16 protein-coding genes are annotated in these 17325 nt (G+C 61.8%); 5 read left to right on the top strand and 11 right to left on the bottom strand.

The features are described from left to right. Window positions 1-2: 2 nt before the first annotated feature. From astD to acs, 10 genes are all read right to left on the bottom strand, one after another. Window positions 3-1469, bottom strand: coding sequence for a succinylglutamate-semialdehyde dehydrogenase (gene astD, locus PspR32_RS07235; RefSeq protein ID WP_174242321.1), 1467 nt, complete (start codon window positions 1467-1469; stop codon window positions 3-5). Continuing rightward, the gene (gene astA / locus PspR32_RS07230; protein ID WP_010226656.1) at window positions 1466-2491 is read right to left on the bottom strand and encodes an arginine N-succinyltransferase; all 1026 of its coding nucleotides are present in this window, start codon (window positions 2489-2491) and stop codon (window positions 1466-1468) included. The genes astD and astA overlap by 4 nt, the downstream gene beginning before the upstream one ends. 74 nt (window positions 2492-2565) lie before the next feature. Continuing rightward, complete coding sequence (gene aruF / locus PspR32_RS07225; protein ID WP_010226655.1) at window positions 2566-3585, bottom strand: arginine/ornithine succinyltransferase subunit alpha; 1020 nt, start codon at window positions 3583-3585, stop codon at window positions 2566-2568. A 132-nt stretch (window positions 3586-3717) separates the two neighbouring features. Then, entirely contained in the window at window positions 3718-4938 is a 1221-nt protein-coding gene (locus tag PspR32_RS07220) for an aspartate aminotransferase family protein (RefSeq protein ID WP_036994263.1), read from the bottom strand. Between the two features lie 305 nt (window positions 4939-5243). After that, window positions 5244-6224: a transcriptional regulator ArgR gene (argR, locus tag PspR32_RS07215; protein WP_010226652.1), complete on the bottom strand. Its 981-nt coding sequence runs from the start codon at window positions 6222-6224 to the stop codon at window positions 5244-5246. A 98-nt stretch (window positions 6225-6322) separates the two neighbouring features. After that, window positions 6323-7087 (bottom strand): ABC transporter ATP-binding protein, encoded by a 765-nt coding sequence (locus PspR32_RS07210; RefSeq protein WP_010226650.1) that lies wholly within the window; start codon window positions 7085-7087, stop codon window positions 6323-6325. 66 nt (window positions 7088-7153) lie between these two features. After that, window positions 7154-7852, bottom strand: coding sequence for an ABC transporter permease (locus PspR32_RS07205; RefSeq protein WP_010226648.1), 699 nt, complete (start codon window positions 7850-7852; stop codon window positions 7154-7156). After that, window positions 7849-8538: an ABC transporter permease gene (locus PspR32_RS07200; protein ID WP_010226646.1), complete on the bottom strand. Its 690-nt coding sequence runs from the start codon at window positions 8536-8538 to the stop codon at window positions 7849-7851. The genes PspR32_RS07205 and PspR32_RS07200 overlap by 4 nt, the downstream gene beginning before the upstream one ends. Window positions 8539-8628: 90 nt before the next feature. Beyond that, entirely contained in the window at window positions 8629-9414 is a 786-nt protein-coding gene (locus PspR32_RS07195) for an ABC transporter substrate-binding protein (protein ID WP_036994260.1), read from the bottom strand. Window positions 9415-9990: 576 nt separating this feature from the next. Then, entirely contained in the window at window positions 9991-11952 is a 1962-nt protein-coding gene (acs, locus tag PspR32_RS07190; protein WP_010226642.1) for an acetate--CoA ligase, read from the bottom strand. Window positions 11953-12356: 404 nt separating this feature from the next. Between acs and PspR32_RS07185 the strand changes: the two genes are divergently transcribed. Further along, window positions 12357-12617 (top strand): DUF2790 domain-containing protein, encoded by a 261-nt coding sequence (locus PspR32_RS07185; RefSeq protein ID WP_159388265.1) that lies wholly within the window; start codon window positions 12357-12359, stop codon window positions 12615-12617. A 125-nt stretch (window positions 12618-12742) separates the two neighbouring features. Here the strand turns inward: PspR32_RS07185 and PspR32_RS07180 are convergent, their stop codons facing one another. Further along, window positions 12743-14299: a sigma-54-dependent phenylalanine hydroxylase transcriptional regulator PhhR gene (locus PspR32_RS07180; RefSeq protein WP_010226638.1), complete on the bottom strand. Its 1557-nt coding sequence runs from the start codon at window positions 14297-14299 to the stop codon at window positions 12743-12745. A gap of 281 nt (window positions 14300-14580) precedes the next feature. On the opposite strand from PspR32_RS07180, the gene phhA reads away from it, so the two are divergent. The 4 genes from phhA to PspR32_RS26475 all read left to right on the top strand — a co-directional run bounded on the left by phhA (window position 14581) and on the right by PspR32_RS26475 (window position 17316). Next, complete coding sequence (phhA, locus tag PspR32_RS07175) at window positions 14581-15369, top strand: phenylalanine 4-monooxygenase (protein ID WP_010226636.1); 789 nt, start codon at window positions 14581-14583, stop codon at window positions 15367-15369. A gap of 41 nt (window positions 15370-15410) precedes the next feature. Continuing rightward, window positions 15411-15767, top strand: coding sequence for a 4a-hydroxytetrahydrobiopterin dehydratase (locus PspR32_RS07170; protein WP_036994257.1), 357 nt, complete (start codon window positions 15411-15413; stop codon window positions 15765-15767). Next, window positions 15767-16960 carry an amino acid aminotransferase gene (locus PspR32_RS07165; RefSeq protein WP_159388264.1) on the top strand — a complete coding sequence of 398 codons (1194 nt, stop codon included), beginning with the start codon at window positions 15767-15769 and terminating at the stop codon, window positions 16958-16960. The genes PspR32_RS07170 and PspR32_RS07165 overlap by 1 nt, the downstream gene beginning before the upstream one ends. Window positions 16961-17187: 227 nt before the next feature. Next, the gene (locus PspR32_RS26475) at window positions 17188-17316 is read left to right on the top strand and encodes a hypothetical protein (protein ID WP_010226630.1); all 129 of its coding nucleotides are present in this window, start codon (window positions 17188-17190) and stop codon (window positions 17314-17316) included. The last annotated feature ends 9 nt before the right edge of the window (window positions 17317-17325 follow it).

Below are 17325 nucleotides of genomic sequence, written 5' to 3'. Positions count from 1 at the left end.
TGTTATAGGGAGACGCCTGGCGTCAGTGTGGCGGGCAGGGTCAGGCTGGCGGTCTCCAGCGAGGCTACCGGGTAAGCGCAGTAATCGGCCGCGTAGTAGGCACTGGCGCGGTGATTGCCGCTGGCCCCCACACCACCGAATGGCGCGCTGCTGGCGGCGCCGGTCAACTGCTTGTTCCAGTTGACGATACCGGCACGGCTTTGCAGCCAGAAGTACTGATAGCGCGCGTGGGAATCGGACAACAGGCCGGCCGCCAGGCCGTACTGGGTGTTGTTGGCCTCGGCGATCGCCGCATCGAAATCGCTGTAGCGAATAACCTGCAGCAGCGGGCCGAAGAACTCTTCGTCCGGGCGATCCGCTACCGCGCTGACATCGATGATGCCTGGGGTCAGCAAGGCCGCCGTGGCCTGCGGCTGGATCATTTGCAGCAGCGCGATACCGCCGTTGCCCAGCAGTTGCGCCTGTGCATCGAGCAATGCCTTGGCCGCGCCCAGGGAGATCACCGAGCCCATGAACGGCGCCGGCTGCTGATCAAACGCACCGACAGAGATGTTCTTGCTCACCTCGACCAGCCGCTTGAGCAGCGCATCGCCCCAGGCGCCTTGCGGTACCAGCAGGCGGCGCGCACAGGTGCAGCGCTGGCCGGCGGAAATGAACGCCGACTGGATAATCGTGTACACCGCGGCGTCCAGGTCTTTGACCTCGTCGACCACCAGCGGGTTGTTGCCGCCCATCTCCAGGGCCAGGATCTTATCCGGACGACCGGCGAACTGCTGGTGCAGCAGGTTGCCGGTGCGGCTGGAGCCGGTGAAGAACAAGCCGTCGATGCCCGGGTTGGCGGCCAGGGCCACGCCGGTTTCGCGGGCGCCCTGGACCAGGTTGAGCACACCCGCCGGCAGGCCGGCCTCGATCCAGCACTTGACCGTCAGCTCGGCGACTTTCGGGGTCAGCTCGCTCGGCTTGAACACCACGGTGTTACCGGCCAGCAGCGCCGGCACGATGTGACCGTTGGGCAGATGGCCGGGGAAGTTGTACGGGCCGAACACCGCGACCACGCCATGGGGCTTGTGCCGCAGCACGGCGGTGGCATCGGCCAGCGGGCCGCTCTTTTCACCGGTGCGCTCGCGGTAGCTCTGTACCGAAATCGCCACCTTGTTGACCATGCTGGTCACTTCGGTCGCAGCTTCCCACAGCGGCTTGCCGGTTTCTTCACCGATGCAGCGTGCCAGTTCGTCGGCATTGGCCTTGAGCGCGGCGGCAAAGGCCTCGAGCACGCTGATGCGCGCGTCCAGCGACTGCAGCGCCCAGCCGGCAAAGGCCTGGCGTGCGGCCTTGACCGCACTGTCGACCTGCTCGGCATTGGCGCCCTGGCCTTGCCAGACAACCTGTTGGCTGACCGGATCGAGCGATTGCAGCGCTTCACCCTGCCCTGCCTGCCAGCTACCGGCGATAAAGTGAGTCGTCATTATTTGGCCTCCCGGGCAGCGGACAGTGGTACGGCACGCACCTGGTCACCGGCGCTCAGGCGCAGGCGTTTGGCGGTCTGTGGATCGACCACCAGGGTGCCGGCCGCCAGGCGCGCAGGTGCGGCGGTGATGCGGCAGTCTTCGCGCTTGCGGTTGTGGATGATGAAAGGGGTTGCGTCGTCGCCCGGGGTGCCAACGGCCAGTACCAGCGCCTGGCTGTCGTGCACGGCGCGGATCTTCGACGTTTCGCACTCCACCGCGGGGCCCGCGTCGAAGATGTCGACATAGCCCTGGTAGCTGAAGCCTTCGCTCTTGAGCATTGCCAACGCAGGCTCTGTGTCGGTATGCACCCGGCCAATCACACTGCGCGCCGCTTCCGAGAGGAAGCAGGTGTACAGCGGGAACTTGGGCATCAGCTCGGCGATGAAGGCCTTGTTGCCAACGCCGGTCAGGTAGTCGGCCTGGCTGAATTCCATCTTGAAGAAGTGCCGGCCCAGGCTTTCCCAGAACGGCGAGCGCCCCTGCTCATCGGACATGCCGCGCATTTCGGCGATGATCTTGTTGCCGAACAGCTCCGGGAACTCGGCGATGAACAGCAGGCGCGCCTTGGCCAGCAGGCGGCCATTGAGACCACTGCGGTGATCGCCACGCAAGAACAGCGAGCACAGCTCGGAGTTGCCGGTCAGGTCGTTGGCCAGGAACAGGGTGGGGATTTCCCGATAGATGTTCAGTTCCTGGGACGCGCTGACGGTCAGGCCGACCCGGTAGTTGTACCAGGGCTCACGCAGGCCCACCGCACCGGCGATGGCGGAGATCCCCACCACCACGCCTTCGTCGTTTTCCAGCACGAACAGGTAATCGGCATCGCCACGCTCGGCTTCGCCACGGAAAGTCTTCTCGGCCCAGCCGACCCGGTGTGCCAGGCGCTCTTCGTTGGCCGGCAAGGTGGTCAGGCCGGTGCCGGTGCTGCGCGCCAGCTCGATCAGCGCGGGTAAATCGCTGCTGCGTACGGGACGAACGATCATGCTATCTCCTCGGGCGGCGGCCTTGGGCCTGCCGCAAAACTCGACCTGGGTACTCGGTTATCGAACCGCAGGGATCAAACCGCGACCAGACGCACGCTGGCGCCTTCGCCGACGCCCAGGGCTTCGGCGGCTTCAAGACTCAGGCTGACCGGCTTGCCAGGTGCCCAATCGAGCTCCAGCAGCACCGCACGGTAATCCTGCAACTGGCCGTTGCAGACCAGGTACGGGCGCCCACCCTTGCTGGCGGTATCGTCCAGCTTGACCGGCATCACCCGGCTCTGGGCAATCGAACGGATCCCGGAAACCCGCGCATGCAGGGTCGGGCCGCCGTCGAAAATGTCGATGTAGTGATCGGTCTCGAAGCCTTCGCGCATCAGGATGTCGAAGGTGATCTGCGCCCGCGGGTGTACCTGGCCCATGGCCTCTTGCGCGGCATCCGGCAGCAGCGGCACGTAGATCGGGTAATGGGGCATCAGCTCGGCCAGGAAGGTCCGGCTCTTGAGACCGCACAGGCGCTCGGCCTCGGCGTAGTTGAGGTCGAAAAAGTTGCGCCCGATGGCGTCCCAGAACGGCGAATCGCCATGTTCGTCGCTGTAGCCGACGATCTCGGTCACCACCGATTCGGCAAAGCGCTCCGGGTGGGCGGCCATGAACAGCAGGCGGCCACGGGAGTTGAGCTCGGCCCAGCCGCTGCCGACCAGTTCCGGCAGCACGTAGAAGCTGGTCAGCAGGCTGTTGCCGGTCAGGTCGTGGCACTGCGACAGGACGTGAATCTTGTTGTGGATCTTCAGCTCCCGCGACGCATGCACGAAGGTCTCGTTACGAAAGCTGTAGAACGGCTCGGAATAGCCGGCCGAGGCAACGATGGCCGAACAGCCGACCAGCTTGCCGGTGCTGCTGTCTTCGAGGACGAAGAAATAGCTCTCCTCGCCATTGAAGCTGACTTCGGCAGCGAAGGACGTTTCCGAGGCGGCAATCTTGTCGCTCAGGCGACCGGCATCATCCGGCAAGGACGTGACACCAATGGGGCTGTCTGCGGCAAGACGCTGTACTTCGCCCAGATCAGCCATTTGCGCGGGGCGCATCACCAGCATGGTGTCACTCCTTTCGGGAAAACAGGCCGACATCCGCCGGCTCAGAGAAAAACAGCAGGCGCCCGCAGGCACCTGCTCTGGAATTCGGTTTCACCGGCCCCGCAGGGCCGATGAAAGGACCAAAGGCTTGAATCAGCCCTGAGTCAGTTTTGCCGCAGCACGCTCGAAACGGTCCAGGCCTTCGTCGATATCGGCATCTTCGACCACTAGGCTCGGGGCAAAACGCACCACGTCAGGGCCGGCTTGCAGCACCATCAGGCCTTCTTTCTCGGCAGCATTGAAGACGTCCTTGGCCTTGCCTTTCCAGGCTTCGGACAATACGCAACCGATCAGCAGGCCAACGCCACGCACCTGGGTGAACAGGCCGTACTTCTCACCGATCTGCTCCAGGCGCGCCTTGAACTTCTGGTGCTTGGCCTTGACGCCGGCCAGCACTTCAGGGGTGTTGACCACATCCAGCACCGCATTGGCTACGGCACAGGCCAGTGGGTTGCCGCCGTAGGTGGTGCCGTGGGTGCCGACGGTCAGGTGCTTGGCCAGTGCTTCGGTGGTCAGCATCGCGCCGATCGGGAAACCGCCGCCCAGGCTCTTGGCGCTGGAGAGGATGTCCGGGGTCACGCCGTAGTGCATGTAGGCAAACAGCTCGCCGGTACGGCCAACGCCGGTCTGCACTTCGTCGAAGATCAGCAGCGCGTTGTGCTTGTCGCACAGCTCACGGGCGCCTTGCAGGTAGGCAACGTCTGCCGGCACCACACCGCTCTCGCCCTGGATCGGCTCGATGACCACGGCGCAAGTCTTGTCGGAGATCTGCGCTTTCAGCGCTTCCAGATCGTTGTACGGCACGTGGCTGATGCCAGTGATTTTCGGCCCGAAACCGTCGGAGTACTTCGGCTGGCCGCCGACGCTGACGGTGAACAGGGTGCGCCCGTGGAAGCTGTTCACGGTGGCGATGATCTCGTGCTTCTCGGGGCCGAAACGGTCGTGGGCAACACGACGGGCCAGCTTGAACGCGGCCTCGTTGGCCTCGGCGCCGGAGTTGCAGAAGAACGCGCGGTCGGCGAAGGTCGCGTCGACCAGCTTGTGCGCCAGGCGCAGGGCCGGCTCGTTGGTGAACACGTTGGACACGTGCCACAGCTTGTTGGCCTGCTCGGTCAGGGCGCCAACCAGCGCCGGGTGGGCATGGCCAAGGACGTTAACGGCGATGCCGCCGGCGAAATCGATCAGCTCGCGGCCCGCCTGATCCCAGACGCGGGAACCCGCTCCACGGACGGGGATGAAAGCCGCCGGTGCATAGTTGGGGACCATCACCTGGTCGAAATCGGCGCGTTGCACCGGAGCTTGCTCAACGGACATCGGAGTCTCCTGAAGAGGAACGCCTGCCTGGAACTGGCGAGCGATGGGGGGATTGTAAGGACAGATCGGCGCCTGACCTTGCCGCCAAGCGACAACTTCTTATAGCGCCAAACCCTGTTTTACCAAGGCTTTCGGCAATGCGACAAATAGGATCGCAAAGGCGCAGTTTAAACGGTGTGAGGGATGCGGGGACACAACTGTATTCGGGCTGCTGCGCAGCCATCGCCGGCAACGCCGACTCCCACAAGGGACTCTGCATACACAACAACAGCGGGAGCCGGCGTTGCCGGCGATAGCAGCGGCGATCAACCGCGCTCGGCGGGCACCGAAGACAGTTCGAACGGGCTGCTGCTACGTCGCTGGTTGCGATCTTCACGCGGCGTTGCGCCAAAGAAGTTGCGATAGGCACTGGAGAAATGCGGCCCCGAGGAGAAGCCACAGGACAGCCCGATCTGGATGATCGACTTGCTGGTCTGCATCAGCATCTGCCGTGCCTTGTTCAGGCGCAGCTCCAGGTAGTACTGGCTCGGCACGCGATTGAGGTATTGCTTGAAGATCCGCTCCAGTTGACGACGCGATACACACACATGCTGGGCGATCTCGTCGGTGGTCAGCGGCTCTTCGATGTTGGCTTCCATCAGCAGCACGGCCTGGGTCAGCTTCGGATGGCTGGAGCCGAGACGGTTTTGCAGCGGAATGCGCTGGCGCTCGCCGCCTTCGCGAATTCGCTCGACCACCAGTTCTTCAGACACCGCACCGGCAAGCTCGGCACCATGATCGCGAGCCAGCACCGCCAGCAGCAGGTCGATGACCGACATGCCGCCGCACGCCGTCAAACGGTCCCGATCCCAATCGAACAAGTGGCTGGTGGCAATGACCTTGGGGAAGCGCTCGGCGAAGTCATCCTGCCAGCGCCAGTGCACCGCAGCCCGATAACCATCGAGCAGGCCCAACTGCGCCAACGGGTAAACCCCCGCCGACAGGCCGCCGACCACGCAACCGGCACGCACCAGCTGCTTGAGTGCGCTGGCCAGGCTCGACGCCACGGCCTGGGGCGGCTCGTCAGCCAGCAAAAACAGCTTCTGGCAACCTTCGAGCTTGCCGGCCCACGGCTCGCCCGGCAGGCGCCAGGCACCTTCGCCAGGTGCTTCAGCCTGCAGGAACGACAGCTCGTAGACCACTTCCGGATGAACCTTCTGGGCAACCCGCAACACCTCTTCCGCCAGCGCCAGGGTCAGGGCCTTGGTGCTGGGCCAGATGAGAAAACCGATTCGCTGGGTGGTCATGGGATGCGGTCCGAAACCTGAAAAAGGTCAAGAAGTTAGAGCCTGGTCATGCTGCGCGTACGATGCAGCATGACCCATTTTGGTGCAAAACGGCAATCTTACTTCAGGCTGCCCGAAAGGAACTGTTGCAGACGCTCCGATTGCGGGTTGACCAGCACTTCGCGCGGGTTGCCGCTCTCTTCCACCAGGCCCTTGTGCAGGAACACCAGCTGGTTCGACACCTCGCGGGCAAAGCCCATTTCGTGGGTGACCACGACCATGGTCCGGCCTTCCTGGGCCAGCGACTGCATGACCTTGAGCACATCACCGACCAGCTCCGGGTCGAGCGCCGAGGTCGGCTCGTCAAACAGCATCACCTCCGGCTCCATGGCCAGCGCCCGGGCAATCGCCACGCGCTGCTGCTCGCCACCGGACATATGCCCAGGATAGGCGTCCTTGCGGTGGGCGACACCCACCTTGGCCAGGTAATGCTCGGCTTTTTCCAGGGCGTCTTTTTTCGACATGCCCAGCACGTGCACCGGCGCTTCGATGATGTTTTCCAGCGCGGTCATGTGCGACCACAGGTTGAAGTGCTGGAACACCATCGACAGGCGCGAACGCATGCGCTGCAGCTGCTTGGGATCGGCGGCCTTGAGCGCGCCGTCCTTGTTGGCCACCAGCTTGAGTTCTTCGTTGTTGAGCAGGATCTTGCCCGCGTGCGGCTGCTCAAGCAGGTTGATGCAGCGCAGGAAAGTACTTTTGCCCGAACCGCTGGAGCCGATGATGCTGATCACGTCGCCTGCCTTGGCCGCCAGGGACACGCCCTTGAGCACTTCGTGACTGCCGTAGCGTTTATGCAGATCTTGGACTTCGAGTTTGTACATGCTGTCGATTCTCACAAAGCAGTCAGTCTTGAGCTAACGCTCAGGGCGAAATAATAGGCGCAGGCCTCAGTGCTTGCGCGGCGCCAGGTAGCCGAGCCAGCGGCGCTCGGCCAGCTTGAACAGGCGCACCAGAATGAAGGTCAGGCACAGGTAGAACACGCCGGCAGTGATGTAGGCCTCGAACGGCAGGTAGTACTGGGCGTTGACCGTGCGCGCCGCACCGGTGATGTCGATCAGGGTGACGATCGACGCCAGGCTGGTGGTCTGCAGCATCATGATCACTTCGTTGCTGTACTGCGGCAGCGCCCGGCGCAGGGCCGATGGCAGGAGGATGCGGCGGTACATCTTGACCCGCGACATGCCCATGGCCTTGGCCGCCTCGATCTCGCCGTGCGGCGTGGCCTTGAGGCTGCCGGCGATGATCTCGGCGGTATAGGCGCTGGTGTTGATGGCAAAGGCCAGGCAGGCACAGAAGGTCGCACTGGACAGCCACGGCCAGAGGAAGCTTTCCCGCACCACTGCGAACTGGGCCAGGCCGTAGTAGATCAGAAACAGCTGCACCAGCATCGGCGTGCCGCGGATCACATAGGTGTAGAGCCAGGCGCTCATGTTCACCAGCGGCTGCTTGGACACCCGCATCAGCCCCAGCGGGATGGCCGCCAGCAAACCGAACAGCAGCGACAGCGCCAGCAGCTTGAGGGTGGTCAGCAGGCCGCTCAGGTACAGCGGCAGCGCTTCCCAGATGACGTTGTAGTCGAAAATCATAGATCAGCCGCCTTTACGCCAACCGAGTAGCGCTTCTCGAGGTAACGCAGGGCCAGCAGCGAAACACTGGTGATCACCAGGTACAGCGCCGCTACCGCCAGGAAGAAGGTGAAAGGCTCGCGGGTGGCGTCGGCCGCCTGCTTGGCCTTGAACATCATGTCCTGCAGGCCGACCACCGAAATCAGTGCGGTAGCCTTGGTCAGGACCAGCCAGTTGTTGGTGAAGCCAGGGATCGCCAGGCGAATCATCTGCGGCACCAGCACCCGGAAGAAAATCTGCAGGTTGCTCATGCCATAGGCCATGCCGGCTTCGGCCTGCCCCTTGGGAATGGCCATGAACGCGCCACGGAACGTTTCCGACAGATAGGCACCAAAGATGAAACCCAGGGTGCCGATACCCGCCATCAGCGGATTGAGGTCGATATAGTCGTCAAAGCCGAGCAAGGGCGCGACGCGGTTGAGCAGATCCTGGCCGCCGTAGAAGATCAGCAGGATCAATACCAGATCGGGAATCCCGCGAATCACGGTGGAATACAGATCGCCGAGCCAGGCCAGCCAGCGCACTGGCGACAAACGCAGCGCCACACCGATCAGACCGAGCACGATGGCCAGGGCCATGGACGACAAGGCGAGCTGTAGCGTCAGCCACGCTCCGTCGAGGATGACTGCCCCGTAGCCTTTCAACATGATGAGGTCCTCGACCTTAGGGATGAAAAAATGGTGCAAACCTCAGAGTCTCTGCTGCTTGCACCATTGAACAGGTGAAACGTCGACGATTTACTTGGCTTCAGGGCCGTAGATGTCGAAGTTGAAGTACTTGTCCTGAATCTGCTTGTACTTGCCGTTGGCACGGATGGCCGCGATGGCAGCGTTGATGCGATCCAGGTTGGCCTTGTCGCCTTTGCGCACGGCGATACCGATGCCGTCACCAAAGTACTTGGCGTCGGTGAACGACGGGCCAACGAAGGCGAAGCCCTTGCCAGCGTCAGTCTTCAGGAAACCGTCTTCCAACAGCGTAGCATCGGCCACGGTGCCATCCAGACGGCCAGCGGCGACGTCCAGGTAGATTTCATTCTGGGTGCCGTAAGGAACGATGGTGGCGCCTTGCGCACCCAGCACTTCCTTGGCGAAGCGGTCGTGGATCGAGCCGCGCTGCACGCCGATCTTCTTGCCCTTCAGTTCAGTCAGGCCTTCGCTGACGGCAGTACCTTCCTTCATCACCAGGCGAGCCGGGGTCAGGTAGTACTTGCCGGTGAAGTCCACGGACTTCTTGCGATCGTCGGTGATCGACATGGACGACAGGATGGCGTCGATCTTGCGCACCTTAAGTGCCGGAATCAGGCCGTCGAACTCTTGCTCGACCCAGGTGCACTTGACCTTCATCTCTTCGCACAAGGCGTTGCCGATGTCGTAGTCGAAGCCGACGATGCTGCCGTCCGGCGCCTTCGATGCGAACGGTGGGTAGGCGGCCTCGATCCCGATTTTCAACGGTTTCTCATCAGCCAGCGCTGCCAGGGAAAACACGGACAGCGCCAAGGCGCCAAGCAGTGCGAGTTTCTTCATCTGGAACTCCATCGGTAAAGGGCAATACAAGGCAGGGTTGACGACTGCCCGATATGCGAATGGGTACAACGCGAGCTGCGCAGGGTCGGCATTGAAGCAGACGCGACGAGCGAGTGATCGGCATTTTAACGACAGCTCCGAAGCCGATATTTCTTCAATGCGACAACTAGTTACAGAAGCGCAGGAACGCAGGGCCGGAGATATTGACAGCTTTCGCGGAATATGCAAAAGCAAAAGACAAATAACCAATCAATGAAGCAATAAGCGGGCCTATTATTGGCAAAGCCTTCTAATCCGGCAAGCGTAGCGTTTCAGCAGGCCGAAAAGCACCGGCAAAACGCCCCGAAAATGCACCCTGGCGTTTCGCTTTGCCCCGCTTTTGTGCGAAAGCGGTGACAGAAGGGTTACCGATGATTGTCGAAGTAACAGAATGAACAAAGCCCCGCCGGCAGATGCCAGACGGGGCATTTGAGTAACACATGAGGGCCTCATCGCTGGCAAGCCCGCTCCCACAGTGGAAACATCACCCTGTGGGAGCCGGACTTGCCGGCGACAGGCTGCGAAGCAGCCTCAGACTCAGGCCGAAGCCTTGTTCATGTCCTTGTGGGTATCGATCAGGTGCTGCACCACACTCGGATCGGCCAGGGTCGAGATATCACCCAGGCCGTCGTACTCGGCCGTGGCAATCTTGCGCAGGATGCGGCGCATGATCTTGCCCGAACGGGTTTTCGGCAGCCCCGGCGCCCACTGGATGACATCCGGCGAGGCGATCGGGCCGATTTCCTTGCGCACCCAGTTCTTCAGCTCCAGGCGCAGTTGCTCGGTTGACTCGACTCCACCGTTGAGAGTGACATAGACATAGATGCCCTGCCCCTTGATGTCGTGCGGCACACCAACCACGGCAGCCTCGGCGACTTTCGGGTGGGCGACCATGGCGCTTTCGATCTCGGCGGTACCCATGCGGTGGCCGGAAACGTTGAGCACATCGTCAACGCGACCGGTGATCCAGTAGTAGCCGTCTTCGTCGCGGCGGGCACCGTCACCGGTGAAGTACATGCCACGGAAGGTCTTGAAGTAGGTATCGACGAAGCGGTCGTGATCGCCGTACAGCGAACGCGACTGGCCCGGCCAGGAATCGAGGATCACCAGGTTGCCTTCAGCAGCGCCCTCGATCAGGTTGCCGAGGTTATCCACCAGCGCCGGCACCACACCAAAGAACGGACGGGTCGCCGAGCCCGGCTTGAGCGCGGTAGCACCTGGCAGCGGGCTGATCAGCACGCCGCCGGTCTCGGTCTGCCACCAGGTGTCGACGATCGGGCAACGCTCCTTGCCGACGGTGTGGTAGTACCAGTTCCAGGCTTCCGGGTTGATCGGCTCGCCCACCGAACCCAGCAGGCGCAGGCTGGAGCCATCGGCACCGGCCATGGCGGCCTGACCTTCGGCCATCATCGCGCGGATCGCGGTCGGTGCGGTGTAGAGGATGTTGACCTTGTGCTTGTCGACGATCTTCGACACGCGGGTAATGTCCGGGTAGTTCGGCACGCCCTCGAACAGCACGGTGGTCGCGCCGTTGGCCAGCGGGCCATAGACGATATAGCTGTGACCGGTGACCCAGCCAACGTCGGCGGTGCACCAGTAGACTTCACCCGGGCGGTAGTCGAACACCCGCTCGTGGGTCAGCGCGGCATAGACCATATAGCCGCCAGTGGTGTGCAGCACGCCCTTGGGCTTGCCGGTGGAGCCGGAGGTATAGAGGATGAACAACGCCTCTTCGGCCCCCATTTCCTTCGGTGCACAGTGGCTGGAGGCAACCTTCATCAGGTCTTCGTACCAAATGTCGCGGTGCTGGTGCCAGGCGATGTCGCCGCCGGTGCGCTTGCAGACGATGATCTTCTGCACGCTGCTGGTTTCCGGGTTGGTCAGGGCCAGGTCGACGTTGGCCTTGAGCGCAGTACGACGGCCACCACGCAGACCTTCGTCAGCGGTAATGACGATCTTCGATTTGCAGTCGATGATGCGCCCGGCCAGCGCTTCAGGCGAGAAGCCACCGAACACCACCGAGTGGATCGCACCGATACGGGCACAGGCCAGCATGGCAACCACGGCCTCGGGGATCATCGGCATATAGATAGTGACCACGTCACCACGGTGTACATCCTGACCGCGCAGGGCGTTGGCAAACTTGCACACCTGCTCGTGCAGTTCGCGGTAGGTGATATTGCGGTGCTCGGAAGGGTCGTCGCCCTCCCAGATGATTGCAGTTTGATCGCCACGCTCGGCCAGATGGCGGTCCAGGCAGTTGTAGGACACGTTCAGAGTGCCGTCAGCAAACCATTTGATATCGACATGGTGATCGTCGAAGGAGGTCTGCTTGACCTTGGTGAAAGGCTTGATCCAGTCGAGGCGCTGAGCCTGCTCGCGCCAGAAGCCGTCCGGGTTGATCACCGACTGCTGGTACATGGCCTTGTAGGTCGCCTCGTCGGTCAACGTGTTGGCCGCGACCTCGGGACGAACGGGATACAGGGGAGCCGCACTCATCTTTGTTACCTCGGTGTAATAGTTGTTTTTGTATGACCTCGTTGTAACTGTACCAGACTGCGCCGGCCATTCGACGTTGGTAGTAACGACCTCGTCTTTTCTCCCTGCGGCCAGCAGCGAAGCGTCAAGGCCGGGCGTGCACGGCGAAAAATAAAAATATCCCGGCAGCCTGCCAGACGATTGTTACAGTTTCTGCCAACAGTGTTTATCAAAACCGTGGCTGTTTAAGCGCAGGCCGCACTCCTAGAATTCACCTCGCCAGCAACGGCACCACGATTAACTTTCTTGTAGCCCCCCACGAAGGGAAGTTAATCGGCAACTAATCGTGATAGTTGATCCTGTTGTACACGCGGCGCCACAAGCGCTGCGTGCCCCCTTACGACCTTAGACAGGTAAAAATGAAGATGAAAGCTTTACTGGTATTGGCACTGGGTAGTCTTTGCAGCGTGGCCATGGCCGAAGAAGTTGCACAAGGCGGCGCCGAGCAGATCCCGGTTGAACAGTACAGTTACTCGCAGCACCTGGACATCGCCAAAGTCATTGCCATGAGCGAAGTGCCGAATGTCTGCGAAGTGGTCCCGGCGCGCATGACCTACGAAGACTCCCAGGGCAAGCGCCACATACTCGAGTACCGGGTGATGGGCAACGGTTGCTCGAACGGCTGAGCCAACGGCTCGACCGCCTGCAGCGCCTCGGTTGTTAATCAACGAGGCGCGCTGCACTCATTGAGCCTCATGCGTGCAACTAACAACCTGCCGTTATTTCCCTTACTTTATTAACAGCGGATTAATTAATCCGATTTGCCAACGCCATGTTCACGCAACTTGTTGGCAATGGTTGTATGGGAAACACCCAAGCGTTTACCCAATGCCCGACTGCTGGGAAATTCGCTCAGCAAACGTTCCAGTACCGCTTTCTCGAAACGCCCGACTATTTGCCCCAGGTCGCCCTCAAGGGAGAAGTCACCCAGCGGCTGACGCCCACCGTACTCCGGCAAGCGAATATGTTCGCTCTTGACCACCCCGCCATCACACAGCGACACCGCCTGGAACAACACGTTCTCCAACTGCCGTACATTGCCCGGCCAGTGGTACTGGCTCAGGCGCTCCATTGCTGGCGGTGCAAGCTTGGGCAGTGAGCAACCGATCTGCCGGCTGGCCTGATCGAGAAAGTGCTCGACCAGCGGCGGCAAGCCATCCAGGCATTCGCGCAATGGCGGAATATGCAGGGAAAGAACGTTGAGACGATGGTAGAGGTCCTGGCGGAACTCGCCACGGGCACACAGCTCGGACAGGTCGACCTGGGTCGCACAGATCACCCGCACGTCCAGATATACCTCTTCATCGCTGCCTACACGACGAAAGCAGCCGTCCTGCAGAAAGCGCAGCAGTTTCACCTGTAAGCGCGGGCTCATCTCACCTACGCCATCCAGGAACAGGGTGCCGCCAGCCGTCAGCTCCAGCAATCCGAGCTTGCCCTCGGCCCGCGCCCCTTCAAAGGCGCCTGGGCCATAACCGAACAATTCGGTCTCGGCCATCGATTCGGGCAACCCCGCACAGTTGAGCGCCATCAACGGCGCCTGGCCACGGGGGCTGGCCAGGTGGCAGGCGCGGGCCAGCAACTCCTTGCCGGTACCGGTTTCCCCCTCGATCAGCAGCGGGGCATCCAGCGGCGCCATGCGCCGCGCCTCGCGGACCACCGCCGCCATGACCCGCGAGCTCTGGAAAATGCTGTCGAAGCCGCGCAGCTCCTGCTTGCGCACGTTATAAATGCGCTCACCGATGCGGTCAGCGCGGTGCAGGGTCAATACCGCGCCGGCCAGCGCCTCGCTGTCATCGTGCTCGGATTGCAACGGCGCGATGTCGGCGAGAAACACATCGCCCTTGACCTTGACCCGCAGACCATTGATACGCGACTTGTTGGCACGCACCAGTTCCGGCAGGTCGAAATCCTCGGCATAACGCGACAGCGGAATGCCCGGCACCTCATCGACCCGCACCCCGAGCAACTGCGCCGCCGCACGGTTGGCGGCAACGATGGAACCGCCCATGTCGATCGACAGCACCGGGAAATCCAGGGCGCCGAGCAGGGCATTGAGCTCCATGTGCCGGCGCTCGCTGGGCATCAGGCCTACACGCTTGACCCCGAACACCCCGGCAATCGACTCGAATTTTGGTCGCAGGGCCTGAAACTGCAGGTTGATCAGGTTCGGGCAGTGCAGATAGATGGCATTGCCATGCTCGCCGCCGACCTCGCCGCGAGCGACGTTGATGCCGTACTCAACCAGCAGGTTGAGAATGTCGCGCAGGATGCCGATGCGGTTCTGGCAATGCACTTTAATACGCATGAAATGTCCTACTAGAAGGCCTGGTACGCGGCACGACAGCGATTTTTTTTGCAGCGACCGAATAATTTTCGTAAAGATTATGTGACAGACAGCCTGACTTTCAAGGAGCAAACCCCCTGATTTATCGGGATTCTGTCAATTTCGTAAAGTTATCGTTACAAATGCGAGTAACTATCACGGCACATCAGCCGCCAGGACGCTACAACCGGCACGCTAGCAGGGTAACACTAGGGGTAATGGCTTGATCACATAACAAGAATGGCCCCCAGCAGGAGAGCAGCATGAAACAGACGCAATACGTGGCTCGCGAGCCCGATGCGCAGGGTTTTATCGACTACCCGCAGCATGAACATGCGGTGTGGAACACCCTGATCACCCGCCAACTGAAGGTGATCGAAGGCCGCGCGTGCCAGGAATACCTGGACGGCATCGATCAACTGGGCCTGCCGCACGACCGCATTCCGCAATTGGGCGAGATCAACAAGGTGCTGGGTGCCACCACTGGCTGGCAAGTTGCCCGCGTCCCCGCACTGATTCCTTTCCAGACCTTTTTCGAACTGCTGGCCAGCAAACGCTTTCCGGTGGCGACGTTCATTCGCACCGAACAAGAGCTCGATTACCTGCAGGAACCGGACATTTTCCATGAGATTTTCGGCCACTGCCCGCTGCTGACCAACCCCTGGTTCGCTGAGTTCACCCACACCTATGGCAAGCTCGGCCTGCAGGCTACCAAGGAAGAGCGCGTGTACCTTGCCCGCCTCTACTGGATGACCATCGAGTTTGGCCTGGTCGATACCCCGCAGGGTCGCAAGATCTATGGCGGCGGCATCCTGTCCTCACCGAAAGAGACCGTCTACAGCCTGTCCGGCGAACCTGAGCACCAGCCGTTCGACCCGCTGGAGGCCATGCGCACGCCATACCGCATCGATATCCTGCAGCCGCTGTACTTTGCCCTGCCTAACCTCAAGCGCCTGTTCGACCTGGCCCACGAAGACATCATGGGCATGGTCCACACAGCGATGAAGATGGGCCTGCACGCACCGAAGTTTCCACCCAAGGTCGCCGCTTGAGCGACCTTGCAAACCAATAACAACCACTTGCGGAAAACCTTATGAACGCCTTGAACCAAGCCCACTGCGAAGCCTGCCGTGCCGATGCGCCACAGGTCAGCGACGAAGAACTGCCGGTACTGATCAAGCAGATCCCGGATTGGAACATCGAAGTCCGTGACGGCATCATGCAGCTGGAAAAAGTCTTCCTGTTCAAGAATTTCAAGCACGCCCTGGCCTTCACCAACGCCGTTGGCGAAATTTCCGAGGCCGAAGGCCATCACCCAGGCCTGCTGACCGAATGGGGCAAGGTCACCGTGACCTGGTGGAGCCACTCGATCAAAGGCCTGCACCGTAACGACTTCATCATGGCCGCGCGCACCGACGAGGTCGCCAGCACCGCCGAAGGCCGCAAGTAATGCACTTCGGCGCCATTGGGCGCGTACCCGGCGATCCGATCCTCGGGCTGATGGAGGCGTATGCCAAGGACAGCAACCCGAACAAGTTCGACCTCGGTGTCGGGGTGTTCAAGGATGCCCAGGGCCTGACGCCGATTCCGGCGGCGGTCAAGCAGGCCGAACAGCGCCTGCTTGAACAGCAGACCAGCAAGAGCTACGTCGGCGGTCATGGCGATGCGGCCTTTGGCCGGCTGATCGGCGAACTGGTGCTGGGCAGTGATTCGTCGCTGCTGAGCAACCAGCGCGCCGGCGCCACCCAGACCCCGGGCGGCACCGGCGCCCTGCGCCTGGCGGCGGAGTTCATCGAACACTGCCTGCCGGGCCGCGGCATCTGGTTGAGCGATCCGACCTGGCCGATCCACGAGACCATCTTCGCCGGTGCCGGCCTCAAGGTCAGCCACTATCCCTATGTCGGCACGGACAACCGTCTGAACGTCGCCGGGATGCTGGCCGCCCTGGAAGTCGCGCCTAAGGGCGATGTGGTGTTGCTGCACGCCTGCTGCCACAACCCGACTGGCTTCGACCTGAGCCAGGACGACTGGCGCGCCGTGCTCGAGGTGGTGCGCCGCCGCGAGCTGCTGCCGTTGATCGACTTCGCCTACCAGGGCTTTGGCGATGGCCTGGTAGAAGACGCCTGGGCGGTACGGCTGTTCGCCGCGGAACTGCCCGAGCTGCTGATCACCAGTTCCTGCTCGAAAAACTTCGGCCTCTATCGTGACCGCACCGGCGCCCTGCTGGTGTGCAGCCATGATGCCGAGAAGCTGCTGGATGTGCGTAGTCAACTGGCATTGCTGGCGCGCAACCTGTGGTCGACGCCACCGGATCATGGCGCGGCGGTAGTGGCGCAGATTCTTGGCGACGCCGACCTCAAGCGCCTGTGGGTCGAAGAAGTCGACGCCATGCGCCAGCGCATTGCCGAGCTGCGGGTCGGCCTGGTCGAGGCCTTGGCACCCCACGGCCTGAGCGAACGCTTCGCGCATATCGCCAAGCAACGCGGGATGTTCTCCTACACCGGTTTGTCGCCGGAGCAGGTCAAGCAGCTGCGTGAACGGCACAGCGTGTACATGGTCGGCACTGGCCGGGCGAACATCGCCGGCGCCGATGCGGCACGCCTTGAAGCACTGGCTGCCGCCATCGCCGACGTCTGTCGCTAAAAGCATCGCTGGCAAGCCAGCTCCCACAGGTCATGCATACACCGGACCTTGTGGGAGCTGGCTTGCCAGCGATCGGCTGCGCAACAGCCCCGGAAGATCCCCTGATCGTCAACACCAATCAGCAGGAAAATTCATACTGTCATTCAGACTCCTGTATCCTGCACAGGCTTTCACAAGCCCATGCGCGCCTTGCGCAGCCTTTCCACACACTTGCGAGGAACGACGAGATGCATGAAATCCCGAATCTTCCCTTCCCAAGCCTGAACCCAGAAGAGCAGACTCCTGCCACTCACAGCGCCGAAGCAGCCCAGGCTGACCACGACGGTGACGAAACCTCCAGCGCCGACCAGGAATAATCGCGCAAC

Source organism: Pseudomonas sp. R32 (genome assembly GCF_009866705.1).
In the GTDB taxonomy this organism is placed as follows: Bacteria; Pseudomonadota; Gammaproteobacteria; order Pseudomonadales; family Pseudomonadaceae; genus Aquipseudomonas; species Aquipseudomonas donghuensis.
Note: the sequence above shows the minus strand (reverse complement) of the source record. Positions and strands in the feature narration are given on the sequence as shown.

What these genes read in the sequence shown, in the direction of transcription:
- astA (WP_010226656.1), bottom strand. Translation starts at nt 2,491, where the DNA reads ATGATCGTTCGTCCCGTACGCAGCAGCGATTTACCCGCGCTGATCGAG.
- aruF (WP_010226655.1), bottom strand. Translation starts at nt 3,585, where the DNA reads ATGCTGGTGATGCGCCCCGCGCAAATGGCTGATCTGGGCGAAGTACAG.
- PspR32_RS07220 (WP_036994263.1), bottom strand. Translation starts at nt 4,938, where the DNA reads ATGTCCGTTGAGCAAGCTCCGGTGCAACGCGCCGATTTCGACCAGGTG.
- argR (WP_010226652.1), bottom strand. Translation starts at nt 6,224, where the DNA reads ATGACCACCCAGCGAATCGGTTTTCTCATCTGGCCCAGCACCAAGGCC.
- PspR32_RS07210 (WP_010226650.1), bottom strand. Translation starts at nt 7,087, where the DNA reads ATGTACAAACTCGAAGTCCAAGATCTGCATAAACGCTACGGCAGTCAC.
- PspR32_RS07205 (WP_010226648.1), bottom strand. Translation starts at nt 7,852, where the DNA reads ATGATTTTCGACTACAACGTCATCTGGGAAGCGCTGCCGCTGTACCTG.
- PspR32_RS07200 (WP_010226646.1), bottom strand. Translation starts at nt 8,538, where the DNA reads ATGTTGAAAGGCTACGGGGCAGTCATCCTCGACGGAGCGTGGCTGACG.
- PspR32_RS07195 (WP_036994260.1), bottom strand. Translation starts at nt 9,414, where the DNA reads ATGAAGAAACTCGCACTGCTTGGCGCCTTGGCGCTGTCCGTGTTTTCC.
- acs (WP_010226642.1), bottom strand. Translation starts at nt 11,952, where the DNA reads ATGAGTGCGGCTCCCCTGTATCCCGTTCGTCCCGAGGTCGCGGCCAAC.
- PspR32_RS07185 (WP_159388265.1), top strand. Translation starts at nt 12,357, where the DNA reads ATGAAAGCTTTACTGGTATTGGCACTGGGTAGTCTTTGCAGCGTGGCC.
- PspR32_RS07180 (WP_010226638.1), bottom strand. Translation starts at nt 14,299, where the DNA reads ATGCGTATTAAAGTGCATTGCCAGAACCGCATCGGCATCCTGCGCGAC.
- phhA (WP_010226636.1), top strand. Translation starts at nt 14,581, where the DNA reads ATGAAACAGACGCAATACGTGGCTCGCGAGCCCGATGCGCAGGGTTTT.
- PspR32_RS07170 (WP_036994257.1), top strand. Translation starts at nt 15,411, where the DNA reads ATGAACGCCTTGAACCAAGCCCACTGCGAAGCCTGCCGTGCCGATGCG.
- PspR32_RS07165 (WP_159388264.1), top strand. Translation starts at nt 15,767, where the DNA reads ATGCACTTCGGCGCCATTGGGCGCGTACCCGGCGATCCGATCCTCGGG.
- PspR32_RS26475 (WP_010226630.1), top strand. Translation starts at nt 17,188, where the DNA reads ATGCATGAAATCCCGAATCTTCCCTTCCCAAGCCTGAACCCAGAAGAG.